Consider the following 19,893-nt stretch of genomic DNA (forward strand, 5'->3'; position numbering starts at 1 on the left):
GGCGGCTCCACCCAGGACCAACCCCTGAGCCGATCCTCTGACCTGGTCGTTTCCGTAGCGTCGAAGGCGTTCAACCTTCCCGCATCTCGGAGGCAGCCATGTCCGGGCTTGTCAATGTCCTGGTGATCGTCGCCGTCATCGCTGTTGTCGTGGTCCGCCAGTGCTCGTCACGGCGGATCTCCGACGACAAGCGCTGGTGGATCCTGCCGGGCATTCTCCTCGTCATGTCGCTGCGCGAGCCGGGGCTGGTGGATCCGCGTCACGAGGCGCTGTCCGTGGCGGTCCTGGGCGCAGAGCTGGCGGTGGGGCTGGTGACCGGCGCCGGCTGGGGCCGGACCTCTCGGCTGTGGCGCGAGGCGGACGGCTCGCTGTGGAGCAAGGGCACCAAGGCCACCGTCTTCGTCTGGACAGGGGGACTGGCGCTGCGGGCGGCCCTCTACGGGGCTGCCGCGCTGATGGGCATACATCAGGGCAGCGCCGCACTGTTGTCGGCTCTCGCGGTTACGTTGGCGGTGCGCAGTGGTGTGCTGATGTGGCGGGCTGGGCAGATGCGTCCGGCGTACGGTGGCTCCGCCGACGTGATGTCGTCGCAGCCGGCGTGGAAGGACCGTGTGTGACTCGCACGATCTGGACGAGCTGGCCGTCCAGGGAAGCCCTCTCACGGGCGAGCCGCCCCCGCCCACGGGCGGCGATCGCCTGGTCCATCCGGCTGGGTCTGCTCACCGCCATGCTCTGGGGCACATTCACCGGCGAACGGTTCGGGCCCTGGGAACTTGCGCTCGGACTGGTGGGCGTACTGGGCTGTGCGGTTGCCGCGTGGGCGTTCTTCCGGACCAGCCTGGAACACCGGCTGTGGCCATCGCTGGGACTTCTGGTGTTGCTGATGGTGGCGGCACTCGGTGCGCAACAGGCCGGTGCCGGTGTGCCCGCGATGATCCTGTGGTGCGGTTGCGCGGTCGCCGCGCTGGAGAGGTTGCCGCTCGCGGCGGGCCTTCCGACCACGGCCGTCGCACTCGGCGCGTACGGCGCCGTCAACACCGACGGCTGGCTGACCACGGCCATGACCACAGCGGGCCTCTCCCTGGCGGGCTACGTGATCAGACTGGATGCCGAGGCCCGAGGCAGCACCCAGAGACTTCTCACGCAGGAGCGGGCGGCCCGCGCGGCGGAGGCCGAGACGGCTGCCCTGGACGAGCGGGCCAGGATCGCCCGGGAGATCCACGACGTGCTCGCTCACAGCCTCTCGGCGCAGCTGGTACATCTGGAGGCGGCGCGACTGCTGATCGAGCGGGAGCCCGCGGGCGAGTTCCGGGACCGGGTGCTCGAGCGGGTGGTGGCTGCACGCTCCATGGCGCGTCAGGGGCTTGCGGAGACCCGTCAGGCTCTGTCGGCGCTCCGGGGGGAGGTGTCCCCGGTGGAGGATTTCCTGCGGCAGCTGGTGGCCGCGGAGCCCGCCGAGCTCAGCGTGTCGGGGGAACAGAGGGTGCTGACCGCTGAGGCGTCGCAGACGGTCCGGCGGGTGGCGCAGGAGGCCCTGACCAATGTGCGCAAGCACGCACCGGGGGCCAGGGTCCTGGTACGGCTGGAGTATCTGCCGGACGAAATCGTTCTGAAGGTCCGGGACTCGGGTGGGCACGGACACGAGGAGGAGCTCGCCGTCAGTGGCTCCGGATACGGTCTGCTGGGGATGCGGGAGCGAGCTGAGCTGATGGGCGGGACGCTGGAGGCCGGTCCCGGCGAGGAGGGTTTCGTGGTGAGTCTGCGGGTGCCCGCGTGAACGCGCGGGTCGTGGTCGCCGATGACCAGTCGGTGGTGCGCGAAGGAATCGTGATGCTGTTGGGGCTGCTGCCCGGAATCGAGGTGGTCGGGTCGGCGAAGGACGGTGAAGAGGCCGTCGCGCTCGTGGCCGAGCTGGCCCCCGACGTGGTTCTCATGGATCTGCGGATGCCCCGTTGCGACGGGGCGGAGGCAACACGGCGGATCCGCAAGGAGTATCCAGGAACCCAGGTGGTGGTGCTCACGACATTTGCGGATGACGAATCGCTCTTCCCCGCGCTGCAGGCGGGAGCCCGGGGCTATCTCACCAAGGACGCCGGGGGCGATGAGATCGTGCGGGCCATCCAGGCCGTGCTGTCGGGCGAGGCCGGGCTCTCGCCGTCCGTGCAGCGCCGTCTGCTGGAGCGCGTCACCACGCAGCCCCCGTCGCCCGGTTCGGCCCCCGAGCCCCAGCTGCCCGACGGTCTGACACCACGTGAGCTGGAAGTGCTGGTGCTGATCGCGGAGGGGCTGTCCAACCTGGAGATCGCCCGCAGGCTGCACATTTCGCAGGCCACCGTGAAAAGCCACATCAACAACCTCTTCGCCAAGGCCGGAGTACGCGACCGGGCACAGGCCGTTCGCTATGCGTACGTTCGGGGCCTCGCACAGCCGCCCGGGTCAACCTTCACCTGAAGTGGTGAAGACGGGCGAATGAATGCCCGAGATCTTCCCGATCTGCCCATTCTTGGGTACACGGCCGAAGTGGTCTGTGGACAAGGGGAGTTGTTCGGTGGAGAAGGAAGCAGGGCACGAGGCCGCAGCGATGCGACTCGACGACCCGTGGGACGACGCGCTGGCCTCCGGATGGGGCGAGTCGGATGGTGCAGGGAGCTTTGCTCCCGCCGGACCACCCGGGCACGCTGACCCGCAGCGCGGCCACAGTGCGGCCGGCATCTATCTGGAGGTGCAGCGCAGCGAGGCCTTCCAGGAAGTGCGCCGTCGGTACCGGCGGTTCGTCATCCCCGCCACCCTCGCCTTCCTCGTCTGGTATCTCGCCTACGTCGTCGCCGCGATCACCGCACCCGGGCTGATGGCCCGTCCGGTGGCCGGAGCGGTCAATGTCGCGATGGCCGCAGGGCTCGGGCAGTTCCTCACGACGTTTCTTCTCACCGGGGCATACGCACGTCACGCACGACTTCGCAGGGACCGGGCCGCACTCGATCTGCGCTGGGAGACACAGGAGATGACGCGGGGGATCGGGCGTTGAACGGGAACCACCAGACCCTGGCGCTCCTGCTGTTCAGCGCCTTCATCGCAGTGACGCTTGCCATCACCACCTGGGTGAGCCGTAACCGGCACGGCTCGGCAGAGGAGTTCTATGCCGGCGGCCGGTTGTTCTCCCCCATGGAGAACGGTTTCGCCATCGCCGGCGACTACATGTCGGCCGCGTCCTTCCTCGGCATCTCCGGCCTGATCGCCCTCTTCGGCTACGACGGCATGCTTTACTCGGTCGGGTTCCTCGTCGCCTGGCTCATCGTCCTGCTCCTGGTCGCCGAACTGGTCCGCAACTGCGGCCGGTTCACACTCGCCGACGTGGTGGCGGCGCGGATGGCGGAGCGCCCGGTCCGGATCGCCGCCGGCACCTCGTCCGTCACTGTCTCCGTGCTCTATCTCGTCGCACAGATGGTGGGCGCGGGCAGCCTGATCGCGCTGCTTCTCGGCGGTACGAGCAGCGCTGCCCGTTCCTGGACCGTCATCGGTGTCGGGGCGCTCATGGTGATCTACGTATCGCTCGGCGGGATGCGCGCCACCACCTGGATCCAGATCGTCAAGGCCGTCCTGCTGATTGGGGGAGCGGTCGTGCTCACCGTGCTCGTCCTGGTCCACTTCCACGGCAACTTCAATGCCCTGCTCAACTCCGCCGCCGAACGGAGCGGGCATGGAAGCCGGTTCCTCTCGCCCGGCCTCCGGTACGGCGGATCCTGGACGGCACGGATCGACTTCATCAGCCTGGGCCTGGCCCTGGTACTCGGTACGGCGGGGCTGCCGCACATCCTGTCGAGGTTCTACACCGTGCCCACCGCCCGTGCGGCCCGCCGTTCGGTCGTCTGGTCCATCGGGCTCATCGGAAGCTTCTACCTGATGACGATCGTGCTCGGATTCGGGGCGGCGGCACTGGTCGGCTCGGCGGAGGTACGAGCGTCGAATTCCGGGGGGAACACAGCGGTTCCGCTGCTGGCCCTGGTGCTCGGCGGTGGCGAAGGATCCACAGGGGGAACGATTCTGTTCGCCGTGGTCGCCGCCGTCGCCTTCGCGACCATCCTTGCCGTCGTCGCGGGGATCACCCTCGCCTCGTCCGCCTCTGTGGCCCATGACCTCTACGCCTCGCTCAGGCGTCCTGGTTCCAAGCAGTACAGGGAGGTCACCGTGGCCCGGGTCGCCGCAGCGGGGATCGGGATGGCCGCCATCGGGCTCGGTCTGGTCGCCCAGGATCTGAATGTGGCGTTCCTGGTGGGGCTCGCGTTCGCCGTCGCCGCTTCGGCCAACCTCCCCGTGCTGCTGTACTCCCTGTTCTGGCGGAACTTCACCACCCGGGGAGCGGTCTGGTCGGTCTACGGCGGGCTGATCCCCGCCGTGCTGCTCGTGCTGCTCTCCCCGGTCGTCTCCGGCAGCCCCACCTCGCTCTTCCCCGGCGCCGACTTCCAGCTTTTCCCCCTGGAGAACCCCGGCCTGGTCTCCATTCCGCTGGGCTTCCTGGCCGGCTGGATCGGAACTGTCACGTCCACCGAGCCGCCCGACGCCGCCAAACATGCGGAGACCGAGGTCCGTGCGCTGACCGGGGCAGGGGCGGTGTAGCCGCGCGTGCGTACCGTACGGACCGGATCTCTCAGGCCTGCCTGCCGGTGGACCAGGTGTAGCGGTGTTCCGGGCGGCCCGTCTCGCCGTACCGCAGCGTCAGCCGCACCCTGCCGGTCCTCTCCAGCAGCTTCAGATAGCGCTGGGCGGTCTGCCGGCTCATCCCGGCACTCTCCGCGATCTCCTGCGCGGAGAGTGGTCCTTCGGCGCTCCGGAGCGCTTGTTTGACCAGCTCCGCCGTGGTCGGTGAGTGGCCCTTGGGCAGGTCGGGTTCGCCCGCCGCCCACAGGGCGCCGAAGAGCCGGTCCACCTCACCCTGCTCCGCCTCGCCGCCGCCTTCGAGGGTGTGGCGCAGAGTCGCATACGCCTCCAGCTTGGTACGCAACCCCGCGTAGGTGAACGGCTTCACCAGGTACTGCAACGCGCCGTGTCGCATGGCCTCCTGGACGGTGGCGACGTCGCGCGCCGCCGTCACCATGATCACGTCGGTGTGGTGACCGAGCCTGCGCAGCTCACGCACCATCGTCAGACCGTTGCGTTCGGGCATGTAGTGGTCCAGCAGGACCAGGTCCACACGCTGTTCCTCGATCGTGGCCAGGGCTTCGGCGGCGGAGTGCGCCTGGGCGGCCACCCGGAATCCCGGCACCCTGGAGACATAGGCCGCATTGACCTTCGCGACCCGGATGTCGTCATCCACGACCAGGACTTCGATCACTGAGCCTCTCCCACGATGCCGGTTTTCGGTTCGGCCATTTCCCGTTCAGTCATTTCAGGGTCCTGTATGTCCTGGACGGCCAAGGCTTCCGGCAGCACGACGGTGAACTCGGCGCCACCGTCCGCGGCCCCGTCGACAGTGACTCCGCCACCCTGCCGTTCCGCCAGCCGCCGCACCAGTGCAAGGCCCAGGCCGCGCTTGCCGTGCGCCGGGAGTGCCTTCGTCGACCAGCCCTCCGTGAAGATCGATTCGCGTTGCCCGGGCGGAACCCCGGGGCCGCTGTCGCGGACCCGCAGCACCACGGTACGGCCCTCGGCGTGCAGGCCCACCTCGATCAGGGCACCGTCCGCTCCGGCCGCAGCGTCCAGTGCGTTGTCCACGAGGTTGCCGACGACGGTGACCAGCCCGCGAGGGTCCACCAGCCGGTCCGGTAGCAGGGTCCCGGGGGCCATGCGGAGCGCGACGCCGCGCTCCGCCGCAACCGTGGCCTTGCCGACCAGGAGCGCGGCCAGCAGTGGGTCGTGCACCTTCTCGGTGACCTGCTCGGCCGTTGCCCGGTGGACGCCGACGACCTCGGTGACGTACTCCATGGCGTCCTCGTGCATGTCCAGTTCCAGCAGCCCCAGGAGGGTGTGCATCCGGTTGGCGTGCTCGTGGTCCTGGGCCCGCAGCGCGTCGATCAGGCCACGGGTGGAGTCGAGCTCGCGGCCGAGATGTTCGAGTTCAGTGCGGTCGCGGAGGGTGGCGACGGCGCCGCCGTCGTCGGTCGGCATCCGGTTGGCGAGCAGGACCCGGGTGCCCTGCACCGTCAGCAGATCGTCGCCGATCACCCGGCCGGCCAGTACATCGGCGGTCCGCCCCTCGCCGAGCACGGCGTCGAGCGGGCGGCCCGCGGCATCGGGGCCGAGCCCGAGCAGCCGCTGCGCCTCGTCGTTCAGGAGCCGGATGCGGCCGGTCCGGTCGAGTGCCACGACCCCTTCCCGGATGCCGTGCAGCATCGCCTCGCGCTCCGTCAGCAGCGCGGAGATATCGGAGAAGGCGAGGTCATGGGTCTGCCGCTGGAGGCGCCGGGAGATCAGACAGGCGGCCAGCGCCCCGACAGCGAGCGCCCCGCCCGCGTAGGCGAACAGCCCTGGAATCGCCGCGAGGAGCCGGGCGCGGACACTGTCGTACGCGATCCCGACGGAGACCGCGCCCACGATGTGGTCCGTCCCGTCGCGCAGAGGTACCTTCCCGCGGGCCGAGCGGCCGAGCGTGCCGCTGTCGATCTCCATGACGTTCCGGCCGGCGAGCGCGTCGCTCGGGTCGGTGGAGACGACCTTGCCGATCTGGTCGGTATCGGTGTGCGACCAGCGCACCCCGCGCCGGTCCATGACGACGATGTACTCGGCGCCGGTGGCGCGTCTGATCCGCTCGGACGCGGTCTGTACGGGTCCGGTGGGGGCCGGGGCCGTGGAGAGCAGTGACTCCGTGATCTGCGGCTGGGCCGCCGTGCTCTGCGCGATGGCGAGTGCACGGCGCATCGCCTGATCGTCGAGCTGTGCGCTGAGGGGTGCCAGAAAGAGTCCGGTGGCGAGTACGGTGACACCGGTGGCGATGGCCAGCTGCATCAGCAGGACCTGGGAGAAGACCCGCTGCGGCCAGCCGAGTCGGCGTGCTCTCCTGGCGGTGGGCGGTGAAGCGCTCATCGTATGAACGGTAGAGGACTTTCCGACGCTCTCCGAAATTCCCTTCCGCTTTCCGGGATTCTCCTCGTTTCCATATTTCCGTAATCTGCTTGCGCTTCTTGCGTAATCTTGCGCGCAGGACGCGACGACTTGCTCAGGTGGCGCAGAAGGTGGGAGTCAGCGAGGCCACGGTCGGCCGGGTGCTCAACGGCAAGCCCGGCGTCCCGGACGCAACCCGGAAGGCCGTCCTCTCCGCGCTCGACGTCCTCGGTTACGAGCGCCCCACCCGGTTGCGCGGTGAGCGGGCCCGGCTGGTCGGCCTGGTCCTGCCCGAGCTGCAGAACCCGATCTTCCCCGCCTTTGCCGAGGTCGTCGGCGGCGCGCTCGCCCAGCAGGGACTCACCCCGGTGCTGTGTACCCGGACCAAGGGTGGCGTCCGAGAGTCCGACTATGTCGAGCTGCTCCTTCAGCAGCAGGTGTCGGGCGTGGTTTTCGCAGGTGGGCTCTACCACCGGGCCGACGCCCGCACGACCACTACAAGGTGCTCGCCGACCGCAGGATCCCGGTCGTCCTGATCAATGCGGCCATCGATCATCTCGGCTTCCCCGGCATCTCCTGCGACGACTCCGTTGCCGTGGAACAGGCCTGGCGCCATCTTGTCTCGCTCGGCCACGAGCGCATCGGCCTGGTGCTCGGCCCCTCCGACCACGCCCCCTCGCAGCGCAAACTGGCCGCTGCCCGCGCGATCGCCGCGGAGTCGGGCACGACCGTGCCGGACGAGTGGGTGGCCCGGGCCATGTTCTCGCTGGAGGGCGGGCAGGCCGCCGCCCTGCGCCTGCTCGGCCGGGGCGTCACGGGCATCATCTGCGCCGGCGATCCGCTCGCGCTCGGAGCTGTGCCCGGCGCGCACCGTCGAGGCCTTTCGGTCCCTGCCGATGTCTCGGTCGTCGGTTACGACGAATCGGCCTTCATGAACTGCACCGAGCCTCCGCTGACCACCGTCCGACAGCCGATCGAGGCCATGGGTCGCGCCGCCGTCGAGCTGCTCTGTGTGCAGATCGGGGGGCGTACCGTGCCGTCCGACGAGATGCTCTTCGAGCCGGAACCGGTGGTGCGCGGCTCCACCGTCCGGCCGCCGCGCACCTCTTGCTGACCGTCGCGATTTTGCGTTGCACGAGCTGTCTAGCGCAGCGGCTCACTCGCGGGGGTGGGCAGCGGCTGAGGGGGGCGGGGGCCTCCGTACTGGCCGCTGGGGCGCATACGCAGCGGCCGTTCCCCGTACTCCTCCAGTGCATGCGCGATCCAGCCCGCCGTGCGCGACACCGCGAACACTGTCTCGCCTGCCTCCGCGGCCATGTCCGAGGAGACCGAGAGCACGGCGAGCGCCAGGTCGACATTGGCGTGCAGGGGCGCGTGGCGGGCGGTCGTGGTGACCACGTCGCGCGCTGCGGCGAGCGCGGGGGCCGCCTGTGGGACGTCTGCGAGCAGGGCGAACAGCGTCTGCGCCCGCGGGTCCTCGGAGGTGTACAGGCGGTGGCCGAGGCCCGGGACCCTGCGTCCCGTACGGAGATGATCCGCGACCACCGGTACCGCGCTGCCCCGCTCCAGGACCTCGGTCAGCATTCGGTGCGCCAGACCGCTCGCGGCCCCGTGCAGCGGGCCCTCCAGGACTCCCAGGCCCGCGGAGACCACCGCGTACGGATGGGCGTGGGCGGATGCGGCGACCCTGGCGGCCAGTGTCGACGCCGCGAGATCGTGGTCGATCAGCAGGGCGAGGGCGGTGTCCAGCGCGGCGACCGACGGCTCGTCGGCCGGCCGGGCAGTGAGCTTCGGCCACAGCCGCCGTGCCAGCCCGGCCCCGCTCCTGTCCGCCCTCTCTTCAAGTCCGTCACCCGTCGAAGAAGTGTCCGAGGCCAGGGGTAGCGCTCCGACCAGGGTTGGAATCAGGCTCCGTGCACTGGCGAGCACTGCCTCGCGTGAGAGGTCGAAGCGGAGCGGGTCGGCGGTCGCCGCGGCGATCACGGCCACCCGTAGCCGGTCCGTCGAGCCGCTGTGCGCGGGCAGCGCGTCGACCGCCCGGCGTGCCGCAGTCAGCGCCTCAGCGGGTGCCGTGAAGCGGATGCCGGGCCGCAGGTCGCCGGTCCAGAGCCATTCGGCGACCTCCTCGTAGGCGTACTGCCTGGCCAGTTCGGTCGCGTCGACGCCACGGAAGTAGTAGCGGTCGCTCTCGATCAGGGTGATGCCGGTACGGAAGACCAGATCACCGGTGGCAGCCGAGGACTCCCGGCGGCCCGTGCGCCGGGCCAGTGCATCGACCTCCGCGACGTCGAACGTGCTGCCGCGTCCGCCGGGAGCGCGCCTGCTGCTCAGCTGGCCCCGGCTGACATAGGCGTACACCGTCTCGGGCTTCACGCCGAGGCGCTCAGCCGTCTCCCGGGTGCTGAGCCGCTGCGGGGCCGTCGCGCCGGGGCCGTCACCGGGTGCTGCTTGATCCTTCATGTCGCCAACCGTATCCATATTGATGCAATCAACATTGACAGGATTGAAGTCAATCATAGATGGTCGAATCAATATTGATGAGATCCATCGGGACGCTCACAGAGGAAGAGATGCCGACCATGACCAGCGGAACACCGCTCGACGTACCCCGAGGGCTCGCCGGAGTCGTCGTCACCGACACGGCCCTCGGCGATGTCCGCGGGCGCGAGGGCTTCTACCACTACCGGCAGTACTCGGCGATCGAACTGGCACAGACCCGCAGTTTCGAGGACGTCTGGTACCTGATGTTCGAGGGCGCGCTGCCCGATGCCGCAGCCCGTGCCGAATTCGCCGCCCGCACCGCCGCACTGCGCCGACTGCCCGCGGAGGTACGTGAGGCCCTGCCCGCCATAGCCCGCGCGGGAGCCGTCTCCGGACCCCTGGCCGGCCTGCGCACCGCCCTCTCGCTCCTCGGTGCCTCGGCCGGCTTCCGGCCGGTGTACGACATCGACGCCGACCGGCGCCGCAGCGACGCCCTGGCCGCCTGTGCCGCAGTCCCCACCGTGCTTACGGCCCTGCACCGGCTCGGCCAGGGCCTCGAACCGGTCGAGCCGCGCGACGATCTGCCCTATGCGGCCAACTACCTCTACATGCTCACCGGCTCCATACCGGACGCCGCACGCGTCAGGGCCGTGGAGCAGTACCTGATCTCCACCGTCGACCACGGCTTCAACGCCTCGACCTTCACCGGCCGCGTCGTCGCGTCCACCGGTGCCGACGTCGCGGCTTGTCTGGTGGCGGCTGTCGGCGCGCTCTCCGGACCGCTGCACGGCGGAGCGCCCAGCCGCGCCCTCGACACCCTGGACGCCATCGGCACCCCCGACCGCATCGACGGCTGGATCCGCGAACGGGTGCTCGCGGGCGAGCGGATCATGGGCTTCGGCCACCCTGTGTACCGCACCGAGGACCCGCGCTCACGCATGCTGCGCGGAATCGCCCAGGGCTTCGGCGGCCCGCTCGTCGACTTCGCCGTCGAGGTCGAACGGCAGGTCGAGGCGATCCTCGCCGAGCTCAAGCCGGGCCGTGAGCTGCACACCAACGTGGAGTTCTACGCCGGAGTCGTCATGGAGCTGTGCGGGCTGCCGCGTGAGATGTTCACGCCGACGTTCTGCGCGGCGCGGGTGGTCGGCTGGAGCGCCAATATCCTGGAGCAGGCGGAGGACTCGAAGATCATCCGTCCGGCGGCCCGATACGTCGGTACGCCCCCGCCGCAGCCGGTCCCGGCGCCCTGACGTCCCCGAGGAAGGTTCCCGTTGAACCCGTCGTCCCCGCCCCGCAAGCAGCAGATCCCGGTCATCGTCCTTGCGGGGTTTCTGGGATCCGGCAAGACGACACTGCTCAACCACCTCCTCCGTAACCGTGCGGGAAACCGGATCGGCGTGATCGTCAACGACTTCGGCTCCATCGAGATCGACGCCATGACGGTCTCGGGGCAGGTCGGCTCGACGGTTTCGCTGGGCAGCGGATGCCTGTGCTGCGCGGTCGACGTGAGCGAACTCGACACCTTCCTGGAGACGCTGACCCGGCCCGCCGCCCGCCTCGACGTGATCGTCATCGAGGCCAGCGGACTCGCGGAGCCGCAGGAGCTCGTGCGCATGCTTCTGGCCAGCGACAATCCGCACATCGTGTACGGGGGACTCGTGGAGGTCGTCGATGCCGCAGAGTTCGACGCCGGCCGGGAGCGCCATCCGGAGATCGACCGCCACCTCGCTGTCGCCGATCTCGTCGTGCTCAACAAGACCGACCGGGTCGGGAGCGAGGAACAGGCCCGTATCCGGGACGTCATCGCTTCGGCAGGTGCCCCGGCCGGCGACGCGGCGGCGGGCGGCAGCGCGGCCGCCGTCATCTGCGCCACGTACGGACGCATCGACCCCCAGCTGCTCTTCGATCCGGCGCTGCGGCCGGACGGTGAGGAGAAGGCGCGCCAGCTCACTTTCGAGGATCTGCTCCTGGCGGAGCGGGCCGAGGATGAGGCGGGCGTCGGACATGGCCACCATCTGCATGCCGCGTACGAGAGCGTGTCCTTCACCGCGGACGTCCCCATGAACCCCCGCCGATTGATGGAGTTTCTCGACTCCAGGCCGCAGGGTCTCTACCGGATCAAGGGGTTTGTCGACTTCGGCGTGGGCGACCGCGGCAACAAGTACGTCCTGCACGCGGTCGGCAGGTTCCTGCGGTTCGCCCCGCAGCCGTGGACCCGCGACGAACCGCGCCTCACGCAGCTGGTGCTGATCGGCTCAGGCATCGATCCGGAGCAGCTGCACAAGGAGCTGGCCGACTGCCGCGAGAGCGCCACCCCGACGCCTGAGATGACGCAGGACGCCGCACATGAACGAAGCATGTGGGGCGTCCTGCGGTACGTGCAACAGCCCGACGACGACGCGTAGCGGCAGGCCACCCGTCGTCGGCCGAATGCCTACACCGGCCCCGCGATCACCGCGACCGGCTTGGCCAGCGGCGTCCCCGAACCGTCGCGCCGCGGGTCGGGCTCCGGCAGCTCGGTCGGCGTGCCGTTCTTCTGCGCGGCCCGGGCAGGCGTCGCGCCCGCCCAGCCGAACACCAGAACGTCCTCGCCCTTGAGGAACCGCTGGCAGCGCACCCCACCGGTGGCCCGGCCCTTGCGCGGATACTGGTCGAACGGGGTCAGCTTGGACGTCAGCACCGAGTCGTCCAGCGTGCCGTGCGAGCCCGCCACCGTGAACACCACGGCGTCCGCCGCCGGATCGACCGCCGTGAAGGAGATCACCTCGGCATCCGCCGTGAGCTTGATCCCCGCCATGCCTCCCGCGGGCCGGCCCTGCGGCCGCACCTGTGCCGCCGGGTAACGCAGCAACTGCGCGTCGGACGTGATGAAGACCAGGTCCTCCTCGCCCGTACGCAGTTCGGCCGCGCCGACGATCCGGTCACCGTCCTTGAGGGTGATGACCTCCAACTCGTCCTTGTTGGCCGGGTAGTCCGGCACGACCCGCTTGACGACCCCCTGAAGAGTGCCGATCGCCAGGCCGGGGGAGGCCTCGTCGAGCGTGGTGAGGCAGATGACCTCCTCGTCGCTCTCCAGCGTGAGGAACTCCGAAACCATCGCACCGCCCGAAAGGTTGGGTGCGGCATGGGTGTCCGGCAGCTGGGGCAGATCGATCACCGTGAGCCGCAGCAGCCGCCCCGTGGACGTCACCACGCCCACATCGCCACGGGCCGTCGCCGGTACGGCCGACACGATCGCATCGTGCTTGGCACGCTTGGCGTCCTCGGCGAAGACGATCGGATCGTCATTGGCGGTACGGGCGAGCAGGCCGGTCGAGGACAGCAGCACCCGGCACGGGTCGTCCGCGACCTCCAGCGGCACCGAGGCGACCTGCGCACCGGCCGACTCCAGTAGCACCGTACGCCGGTCGGTGCCGAACTTCTTGGCGACCGCGGCCAGTTCGGAGGAGACGAGCTTGCGCAGCTCGGTGTCCGATTCGAGGATGGCGGTCAGCTCGTCGATCTCGGTGTTGAGCCGGTCCCGCTCGCTCTCCAGCTCGATCCGGTCGAACCGGGTCAGCCGGCGCAGCGGGGTGTCCAGGATGTACTGCGTCTGGGTCTCGCTCAGCGAGAAGTGCTCGATGAGCCGCTCCTTCGCCTGGGCCGAGTTGTCGCTGGACCGGATGAGCCGGATGACCTCGTCGATGTCGATCAGCGCGACGAGCAGGCCCTCGACCAGATGCAGCCGGTCGCGACGCCTGCCCCGGCGGAACTCGCTGCGCCTGCGCACCACGTCGAAACGGTGGTCGAGATAGACCTCGAGGAGCTCCTTGAGGCCCAGCGTGAGCGGCTGTCCGTCGACCAGCGCCACGTTGTTGATACCGAAGGAATCCTCCATGGGAGTCAGCTTGTAGAGCTGCTCCAGCACGGCCTCCGGCACGAAGCCGTTCTTCACCTCGATGACCAGGCGCAGGCCGTGCTCGCGGTCGGTCAGGTCCTTCACGTCCGCGATGCCCTGGAGCTTCTTCGCCGAGACCAGATCCTTGATCTTGGCGATCACCTTCTCCGGTCCGACGGCGAAGGGAAGCTCGGTGACGACCAGACCCTTGCGGCGTGCCGTCACATTCTCCACGGCGACGGTCGCACGGATCTTGAACGTGCCGCGCCCGGCGGCGTACGCGTCCTTGATGCCACCCAGGCCCACGATCCGGCCACCCGTCGGCAGATCGGGACCGGGGATGAACCGCATCAGGGTCTCCAGGTCCGCACCTGGATGCTTGATCAGATGGCGGGCGGCGGCGATGACCTCGCCCAGGTTGTGCGGCGGCATATTGGTCGCCATGCCGACCGCGATCCCGGACGACCCGTTGACCAGGAGGTTCGGGTAAGCGGCCGGGAGAACGGTCGGCTCCTGCTCCTGACCGTCGTAATTCGACTGGAAAGCGACGGTGTCCTCGTCGATCGACTCCGTCATCAGTGACGTCGCGTCGGCCATCCGGCACTCGGTGTACCGCATGGCGGCCGGCGGGTCGTCGTTTCCGAGCGAGCCGAAGTTGCCGTGGCCGTCGACCAGGGGGAGCCGCATGGAGAACGGCTGCGCCAGACGGACCAGCGCGTCGTAGATCGACGCATCGCCGTGCGGGTGCAACTTACCCATGACCTCGCCGACGACCCGGGCGCACTTCACATAGCCACGGTCGGGGCGCAGGCCCATCTCGTTCATCTGGTACACGATGCGGCGGTGCACCGGCTTCATGCCGTCACGGGCGTCCGGCAGGGCCCGTGAGTAGATCACCGAGTACGCGTACTCAAGGAAGGAGCCCTGCATTTCGTCGACGACGTCGATATCGAGGATCTTCTCCTCGAAGTCGTCCGGCGGCGGGGTCTTCGTGCTGCGGCGGGCCATCGCTGCTGCGACTCCTTCACGGATTCTGTTCGGGCAACCTCAGGTTCTGACGCGGACCATTGTGGACCGCCGCACTGACATCGCCGACCTCGACCCGTCCCAAGAGCCGTTCCCGACCCCTGGCGAGGTGGTTTCACGACCCGTTCCGCGGGGGATGCGCCCCTCTTTCACGCGAACTTCCGAGGTATGGGAACTTCGCCAGGTGTCTGTGCGCTTGCTTACAGTGGCAGGTCTCGCAGGAAATCCAGTATCGCGATCGAAGGGACGTACATGCCCATGGGTCACACGGCCACAGCCCAGGCCGGCTCAGGCGGCTTGACAGCGACCGAGCACCGTCTGGCCAACGGCCTGCGCGTGGTGCTCTCCGAGGACCATCTGACCCCGGTCGCCGCGGTCTGCCTCTGGTACGACGTCGGCTCGCGCCACGAGGTCAAGGGACGCACCGGTCTGGCTCACCTCTTCGAACACCTGATGTTCCAGGGATCCGGCCAGGTCAAGGGGAACGGACACTTCGAGCTGGTGCAGGGAGCCGGAGGTTCGCTCAACGGGACCACCAGCTTCGAGCGCACCAACTACTTCGAGACCATGCCCACGCACCAGCTGGAGCTGGCTCTCTGGCTCGAGGCCGACCGGATGGGCTCGCTGCTCGCCGCGCTCGACGAGGAGTCCATGGAGAACCAGCGCGACGTCGTCAAGAACGAGCGCCGCCAGCGCTACGACAACGTCCCCTACGGCACGGCGTTCGAGAAGCTGACGGCACTGGCCTACCCCGAGGGTCACCCGTACCACCACACGCCGATCGGCTCGATGGCGGACCTGGACGCCGCGACCCTCGAGGACGCCCGTGCCTTCTTCCGTACGTACTACGCGCCCAACAACGCGGTGCTCTCGGTCGTCGGCGACATCGACCCCGAGCAGACCCTCGCCTGGATCGAGAAGTACTTCGGCTCCATCCCGTCCCACGACGGCAAGCGGCCGCCGCGTGACGGCACGCTCCCCGAGATCATCGGCGAGCAGCTGCGCGAAGAGGTGCAGGAAGAGGTTCCGGCACGGGCGCTGATGGCCGCCTACCGGCTGCCGCACGACGGCACCCGTGAGTGTGACGCGGCAGACCTTGCGCTGACCGTGCTCGGCGGTGGCGAGTCGTCGCGGCTGCACAACCGCCTGGTCCGCCGCGACCGCACAGCCGTGGCGGCCGGGTTCGGGCTGCTGAGGCTGGCCGGTGCGCCCTCGCTCGGCTGGCTCGACGTCAAGACGTCCGGCGGCGTCGAGGTGCCGCAGATCGAGGCCGCGGTCGACGAGGAGCTTGCCCGGTTCGCCGCCGAGGGCCCCACGCCCGAGGAAATGGAACGTGCTCAGGCCCAGTTGGAGCGCGAGTGGCTGGACCGGCTCGGTACGGTCGCGGGCCGCGCCGACGAACTCTGCCGGTTCACCGTGCTGTTCGGCGACCCGCAGCTCGCCCTGACCGCCGTACAGCGGGTGCTCGATGTCACCGCGGCAGAGGTCCAGGCGGTCGCCAAGGCCCAGCTGCGCCCCGACAACCGGGCGGTGCTGGTCTATGAGCCGCTCGAATCGGCCGAGCCCGCAGATGCAGCGGACACCGAGACCGGCGCCGACGGCGCCGACGACACCGACGCGCACGAAGGAGCGGACAAGTGACCGACGCTGCCGCGACTGGAGTTTCGATGCAGTACCACCCGCAGCCGGCCCCCGGCCTCGCCCGCCCCTGGGCCTTCCCCGCGCCAGAGCGTGGCGCCCTGCCCAACGGCCTCACGGTGCTGCGCTGCCACCGCCCCGGCCAGCAGGTCGTGGCGGTCGAGATCTTCCTCGACGCCCCGCTGGACGCCGAGCCCGAGGGCCTCGACGGCGTGGCCACGATCATGTCGCGGGCGCTGTCCGAGGGCACCGACAAGCACACCGCCGAGGAGTTCGCCGCCGAGCTGGAGCGCTGCGGCGCCACCCTCGACGCGCACGCCGACCACCCCGGCGTCCGGGTCTCCCTGGAGGTCCCGGCCTCCCGGCTGGCCAAGGCGCTCGCGCTGGTCGCCGAGGCGCTGCGGGCGCCCGCCTTCGCCGACAGCGAGATCGAACGGCTGGTACGCAACCGGCTCGACGAGATCCCGCACGAGCAGGCCAACCCGGCCCGGCGCGCCGCCAAGCAGCTCTCCAAGGAGCTCTTCCCGGCCGCGGCGCGGATGTCGCGCCCGCGCCAGGGCACCGAGGAGACGGTGGAACGGATCGACTCGGCGGCCGTGCGTGCCTTCTTCGACGCCCACGTCCGACCGTCCACGGCGACCGCCGTGGTCGTCGGTGACCTCACCGGCATCGACCTGGACGCCCTGCTCGCCGACACTCTCGGCGACTGGTCGGGAGACACCGCAGAGCCTCGTCCCGCCCCGCCGATCACCGCCGACGACACCGGCCGAGTGGTGATCGTCGACCGTCCGGGTGCGGTGCAGACACAGCTGCTGATCGGCCGGATCGGCGCCGACCGGCACGACAGCGTGTGGCCGGCCCAGGTGCTGGGCACGTACTGCCTGGGCGGCACGCTCACCTCCCGGCTGGACCGTGTGCTGCGCGAGGAGAAGGGCTACACCTACGGGGTACGGGCCTTCGCCCAGGTGCTGCGGTCGTCGGCCCCGGATTCCGCCTCGGGGGCGAGTGGTGCCGCGATGCTCGCCATCAGCGGATCGGTGGACACGGAGTCCACGGGACCGGCGCTGAAGGACCTGTGGACGGTCCTGCGGACCCTGGCGGCCGAGGGACTGACCGATGAAGAGCGTGAGACGGCCGTGCAGAACCTCGTGGGTGTCGCACCGCTGAAGTTCGAGACGGCGGCCTCGGTCGCGGGCACGCTCGCCGACCAGGTCGAGCAGCACCTCCCGGACGACTACCAGGCACAGTTGTACGCCCGGCTCGCGGAGACCGGCACGGTCGAGGCGACCGCTGCGGTGGTCAACGCATTCCCGGGTGACCGGCTGGTCACGATCCTCGTCGGTGACGCGTCACAGATCGAGGATCCGGTCCGGGCCCTGGGCATCGGAGAGGTGTCGGTGGTCGCCGGCTGACGGGCGTCACCCGTCGTGGACACCGGACGACCGGCCGGGCCGAGGCGGGCGACCCCCGCCCGCCCGGCCCGGTGCGTGTGACAGCCCACCGGTCGACTTTCACGTCCGACCGCGCACCGAAGGTATCGACCGGCCCACCGACCCGTCATATACCTGCATATCGGGACATGAGGAAGACTCCTGTGAGCGAAATCTCGCCGGAGTCTTCCTCTTTGTCCATTTCGGCGGGAAGGTTGCCTGTCTGCCCTGTGGGATGCGCTACAAAACGGCCTGTCCGTTTGGTGAATGCGAGTGACCCCGCTTAGCGTCGGCTGGGCTGTCCGTCACTCGTATGCCGCATCCGTGACGTACCGGGCAGCCATCGCCGAGTCCCCGTCAGGCGCGAGCCTGGGGAGCCGGGGACCCATGCAGTCCCTGGGGTGAATCGGATGCCTGAGCCCGGATGAGGCCGGGGCACCCGTAGGAGACCTTCCTGCTCCGAACCCGTCAGCTAACCCGGTAGGCGAGAAGGAAGGAAAGGATCAGCCACTTCATGGCGTTCACCCGTGCCACCGGGAAGCATCGTGCCCCGAGCCGACTGACGCGCGGCAGCGCGAAGATCGCCGGCGCCGCGGCTCTGGCCACCACCGGCGTCATCGGCGGCATGGCCTCTCCGGCCCTCGCTGCGGACTCCTCCATCAGCGAGACCGGTCTGAACCAGGTCATCGCCATCGAGGGCGCCCTCGCCGACCAGATCGACGCCCAGGCCGACGCACAGAAGCACCAGGCCGATGTCGCGGCTAAGGCGAAGGCGGAGGCCCAGCGGAAGGCCGAGGCCAAGAAGAGGGCCGAAGCCAAGAAGATGGCCGAAGCGAAGGCCAAGGCCGAGGCGAAGCGCGCGGCCGAGGCGCGCGCCGAGAAGGCCCGCGCCGCCCGGTCCGCCGAGCGCACCCGCCTGGGTTCCTTCCAGCTCCCGGTCGCCGGTTCGTACGTCACCACCGGCTACAAGTCCAGTGGCTCGCTCTGGTCCTCCGGCAGCCACTCGGGCATCGACTTCCACGCCGCGTCCGGCAGCTCCGTCGTCGCCGTCGGCGCCGGTACGGTCGTCGAGGCCGGCTGGGGAGGCGCGTACGGCAACAACATCGTGCTCCGGATGACGGACGGCACGTACACGCAGTACGGCCACCTCTCCTCGATCGGCGTCTCCGTCGGCCAGAGCGTCGGCGCGGGCCAGCAGATCGGCCTCTCCGGCTCGACCGGCAACTCCACCGGTCCGCACCTCCACTTCGAGGCCCGGACCACGCCGTCGTACGGCTCCGACATGGACCCCGTCGCGTACCTGCGCGCCCACGGCGTCAACGTCTGACCGACGCTCCACACGCAGCACCCCTTCGAAGGCCCCGGCAGCACGCCGGGGCCTTCGCCGTGCCCGGCCTCCGTGCCCGCCCGTAGTACCTGCTCCCCGAACCTTCCTGTGGCCAAAAGATATTCATGAATTTCCACCCGGCATCGGAAATGCGGCCACATTGCAATAGAGTCGCAGAACAGGCGTCGGTCGGCCGCGTTTCGCGGGGATTAAGGCGGAGGTTCGGACATGCGCATTCCGGCGCATTCGGTATGCACGGCAATCCGTGACGACATCGTCTCGGGTGTCTTCGAACGCGGAAGCCGGCTCACCGAGGAGTTGCTGGCGCGCCGTTACGGGGTCTCCCGTGTCCCGGTACGGGAAGCGCTGCGCACCCTGGAGTCCGAGGGCTTCGTGGTCACCCGCCGGCACGCGGGCGCCTGCGTCGCCGAGCCCTCCGAGGAGGAGGCCGCCGACCTCCTGGAGGTCCGGATGCTGCTGGAGCCGCTCGGTGCCGCGCGCGCCGCGCAGCGCCGCACCGAGGCGCATCTCAAGGTATTGCGCGGTCTGGTCAGGCTCGGCCAGGAGCGGGCCCGACGGGGCGAGGGGGAGGACCTGCGCTCACTGGGCGGCTGGTTCCACGAGACGTTGGCACAGGCCTCCGGCAGTCCCGGCCTGATCGCGCTGCTCACCCAGCTCCGGCACAAGATCGCCTGGATGTACACGGTCGAGCAGCCGGCCCGCCCGGTGGACTCCTGGGCCGAGCGCGGGGCCATTGTGGACGCGGTGGCGCGGCGTGATGCGGAACGGGCCAGGGTGCTGGCCGCCCAGCACGCCGAACGGGCCGCGGCCGCGCACCGGCCGCGCCGCGCCGACCGGCCGGGCCGCCGGCCCGGCACCTCGCGCACCGACCGGGTGAGGACTTCGCAACATTCCGTAAACACCACAGGCATTCAGCATTAACAATTACGTCGTATACAAAGAGTCGTGATTCTGTGAGGGCTTTCTTGGGGTGCCCGAATTTACTCCGGTCGCCCCGGGTCGGGAAAGCGAAAAAGCCGCGGCCCTCAATAAGGGTGCCGCGGCTCGCTCGCAGAAAA

Annotated in this window: 15 protein-coding genes, 1 pseudogene and 1 riboswitch; of the genes and pseudogenes, 12 read left to right on the top strand and 4 right to left on the bottom strand. The window is 69.6% G+C overall.

What is annotated here, in order from left to right:
• Nucleotides 1–98: 98 nt before the first annotated feature.
• The 5 genes from IEZ15_RS27235 to IEZ15_RS27255 all read left to right on the top strand — a co-directional run bounded on the left by IEZ15_RS27235 (nt 99) and on the right by IEZ15_RS27255 (nt 4,614).
• Nucleotides 99–617 (top strand): CcdC protein domain-containing protein, encoded by a 519-nt coding sequence (locus IEZ15_RS27235; protein ID WP_189279773.1) that lies wholly within the window; start codon nt 99–101, stop codon nt 615–617.
• Nucleotides 614–1,777, top strand: a complete 1,164-nt coding sequence (locus tag IEZ15_RS27240) for a sensor histidine kinase (RefSeq protein WP_189279774.1) — start codon at nt 614–616, stop codon at nt 1,775–1,777. The genes IEZ15_RS27235 and IEZ15_RS27240 overlap by 4 nt, the downstream gene beginning before the upstream one ends.
• Nucleotides 1,774–2,451, top strand: coding sequence for a response regulator transcription factor (locus tag IEZ15_RS27245; protein WP_114247070.1), 678 nt, complete (start codon nt 1,774–1,776; stop codon nt 2,449–2,451). The genes IEZ15_RS27240 and IEZ15_RS27245 overlap by 4 nt, the downstream gene beginning before the upstream one ends.
• A gap of 130 nt (nt 2,452–2,581) precedes the next feature.
• Nucleotides 2,582–3,025 carry a DUF485 domain-containing protein gene (locus tag IEZ15_RS27250; protein ID WP_114247071.1) on the top strand — a complete coding sequence of 148 codons (444 nt, stop codon included), beginning with the start codon at nt 2,582–2,584 and terminating at the stop codon, nt 3,023–3,025.
• Nucleotides 3,022–4,614, top strand: coding sequence for a monocarboxylic acid transporter (locus IEZ15_RS27255; RefSeq protein WP_189279775.1), 1,593 nt, complete (start codon nt 3,022–3,024; stop codon nt 4,612–4,614). The genes IEZ15_RS27250 and IEZ15_RS27255 overlap by 4 nt, the downstream gene beginning before the upstream one ends.
• A 31-nt stretch (nt 4,615–4,645) precedes the next feature.
• Here IEZ15_RS27255 and IEZ15_RS27260 read toward each other — a convergent pair whose 3' ends face one another.
• Both IEZ15_RS27260 and IEZ15_RS27265 read right to left on the bottom strand, forming a co-directional pair.
• The gene (locus tag IEZ15_RS27260; RefSeq protein WP_189279776.1) at nt 4,646–5,329 is read right to left on the bottom strand and encodes a response regulator; all 684 of its coding nucleotides are present in this window, start codon (nt 5,327–5,329) and stop codon (nt 4,646–4,648) included.
• The gene (locus tag IEZ15_RS27265; RefSeq protein ID WP_189279777.1) at nt 5,326–7,017 is read right to left on the bottom strand and encodes a sensor histidine kinase; all 1,692 of its coding nucleotides are present in this window, start codon (nt 7,015–7,017) and stop codon (nt 5,326–5,328) included. Before IEZ15_RS27265 ends, IEZ15_RS27260 begins: the two co-directional genes overlap by 4 nt.
• Before the next feature lie 137 nt (nt 7,018–7,154).
• On the opposite strand from IEZ15_RS27265, the pseudogene IEZ15_RS27270 reads away from it, so the two are divergent.
• Nucleotides 7,155–8,149 (top strand): annotated as a pseudogene (locus tag IEZ15_RS27270) (LacI family DNA-binding transcriptional regulator).
• Nucleotides 8,150–8,178: 29 nt separating this feature from the next.
• Here IEZ15_RS27270 and IEZ15_RS27275 read toward each other — a convergent pair.
• On the bottom strand, nt 8,179–9,495 hold the full coding sequence (locus IEZ15_RS27275; RefSeq protein WP_189279778.1) for a citrate synthase: 1,317 nt from the start codon (nt 9,493–9,495) through the stop codon (nt 8,179–8,181).
• A 110-nt stretch (nt 9,496–9,605) separates the two neighbouring features.
• Here IEZ15_RS27275 and IEZ15_RS27280 point away from each other — a divergent pair, with 110 nt between their 5' ends.
• Nucleotides 9,606–10,766 (top strand): citrate synthase/methylcitrate synthase, encoded by a 1,161-nt coding sequence (locus IEZ15_RS27280; protein ID WP_373302626.1) that lies wholly within the window; start codon nt 9,606–9,608, stop codon nt 10,764–10,766.
• A gap of 21 nt (nt 10,767–10,787) precedes the next feature.
• Nucleotides 10,788–11,921 carry a CobW family GTP-binding protein gene (locus IEZ15_RS27285; RefSeq protein ID WP_189279780.1) on the top strand — a complete coding sequence of 378 codons (1,134 nt, stop codon included), beginning with the start codon at nt 10,788–10,790 and terminating at the stop codon, nt 11,919–11,921.
• 29 nt (nt 11,922–11,950) lie between these two features.
• Here IEZ15_RS27285 and IEZ15_RS27290 read toward each other — a convergent pair whose 3' ends face one another.
• Nucleotides 11,951–14,401, bottom strand: coding sequence for a DNA gyrase/topoisomerase IV subunit A (locus tag IEZ15_RS27290; protein WP_189279781.1), 2,451 nt, complete (start codon nt 14,399–14,401; stop codon nt 11,951–11,953).
• Nucleotides 14,402–14,671: 270 nt separating this feature from the next.
• Here IEZ15_RS27290 and IEZ15_RS27295 point away from each other — a divergent pair, with 270 nt between their 5' ends.
• The 4 genes from IEZ15_RS27295 to IEZ15_RS27310 all read left to right on the top strand — a co-directional run bounded on the left by IEZ15_RS27295 (nt 14,672) and on the right by IEZ15_RS27310 (nt 19,756).
• Entirely contained in the window at nt 14,672–16,060 is a 1,389-nt protein-coding gene (locus tag IEZ15_RS27295) for a M16 family metallopeptidase (RefSeq protein WP_189279782.1), read from the top strand.
• Nucleotides 16,061–16,086: 26 nt separating this feature from the next.
• Complete coding sequence (locus IEZ15_RS27300; protein ID WP_189279792.1) at nt 16,087–17,469, top strand: M16 family metallopeptidase; 1,383 nt, start codon at nt 16,087–16,089, stop codon at nt 17,467–17,469.
• Nucleotides 17,470–17,821: 352 nt separating this feature from the next.
• Nucleotides 17,822–17,988, top strand: a riboswitch (cyclic di-AMP (ydaO/yuaA leader).
• A 13-nt stretch (nt 17,989–18,001) separates the two neighbouring features.
• On the top strand, nt 18,002–18,814 hold the full coding sequence (locus IEZ15_RS27305) for a M23 family metallopeptidase (protein ID WP_189279783.1): 813 nt from the start codon (nt 18,002–18,004) through the stop codon (nt 18,812–18,814).
• Nucleotides 18,815–19,042: 228 nt separating this feature from the next.
• The gene (locus tag IEZ15_RS27310) at nt 19,043–19,756 is read left to right on the top strand and encodes a GntR family transcriptional regulator (protein ID WP_189279784.1); all 714 of its coding nucleotides are present in this window, start codon (nt 19,043–19,045) and stop codon (nt 19,754–19,756) included.
• Nucleotides 19,757–19,893: the final 137 nt, after the last annotated feature.

It is taken from the genome of Streptomyces atratus, assembly GCF_014648655.1.
In the GTDB taxonomy this organism is placed as follows: Bacteria; Actinomycetota; Actinomycetes; order Streptomycetales; family Streptomycetaceae; genus Streptomyces; species Streptomyces atratus.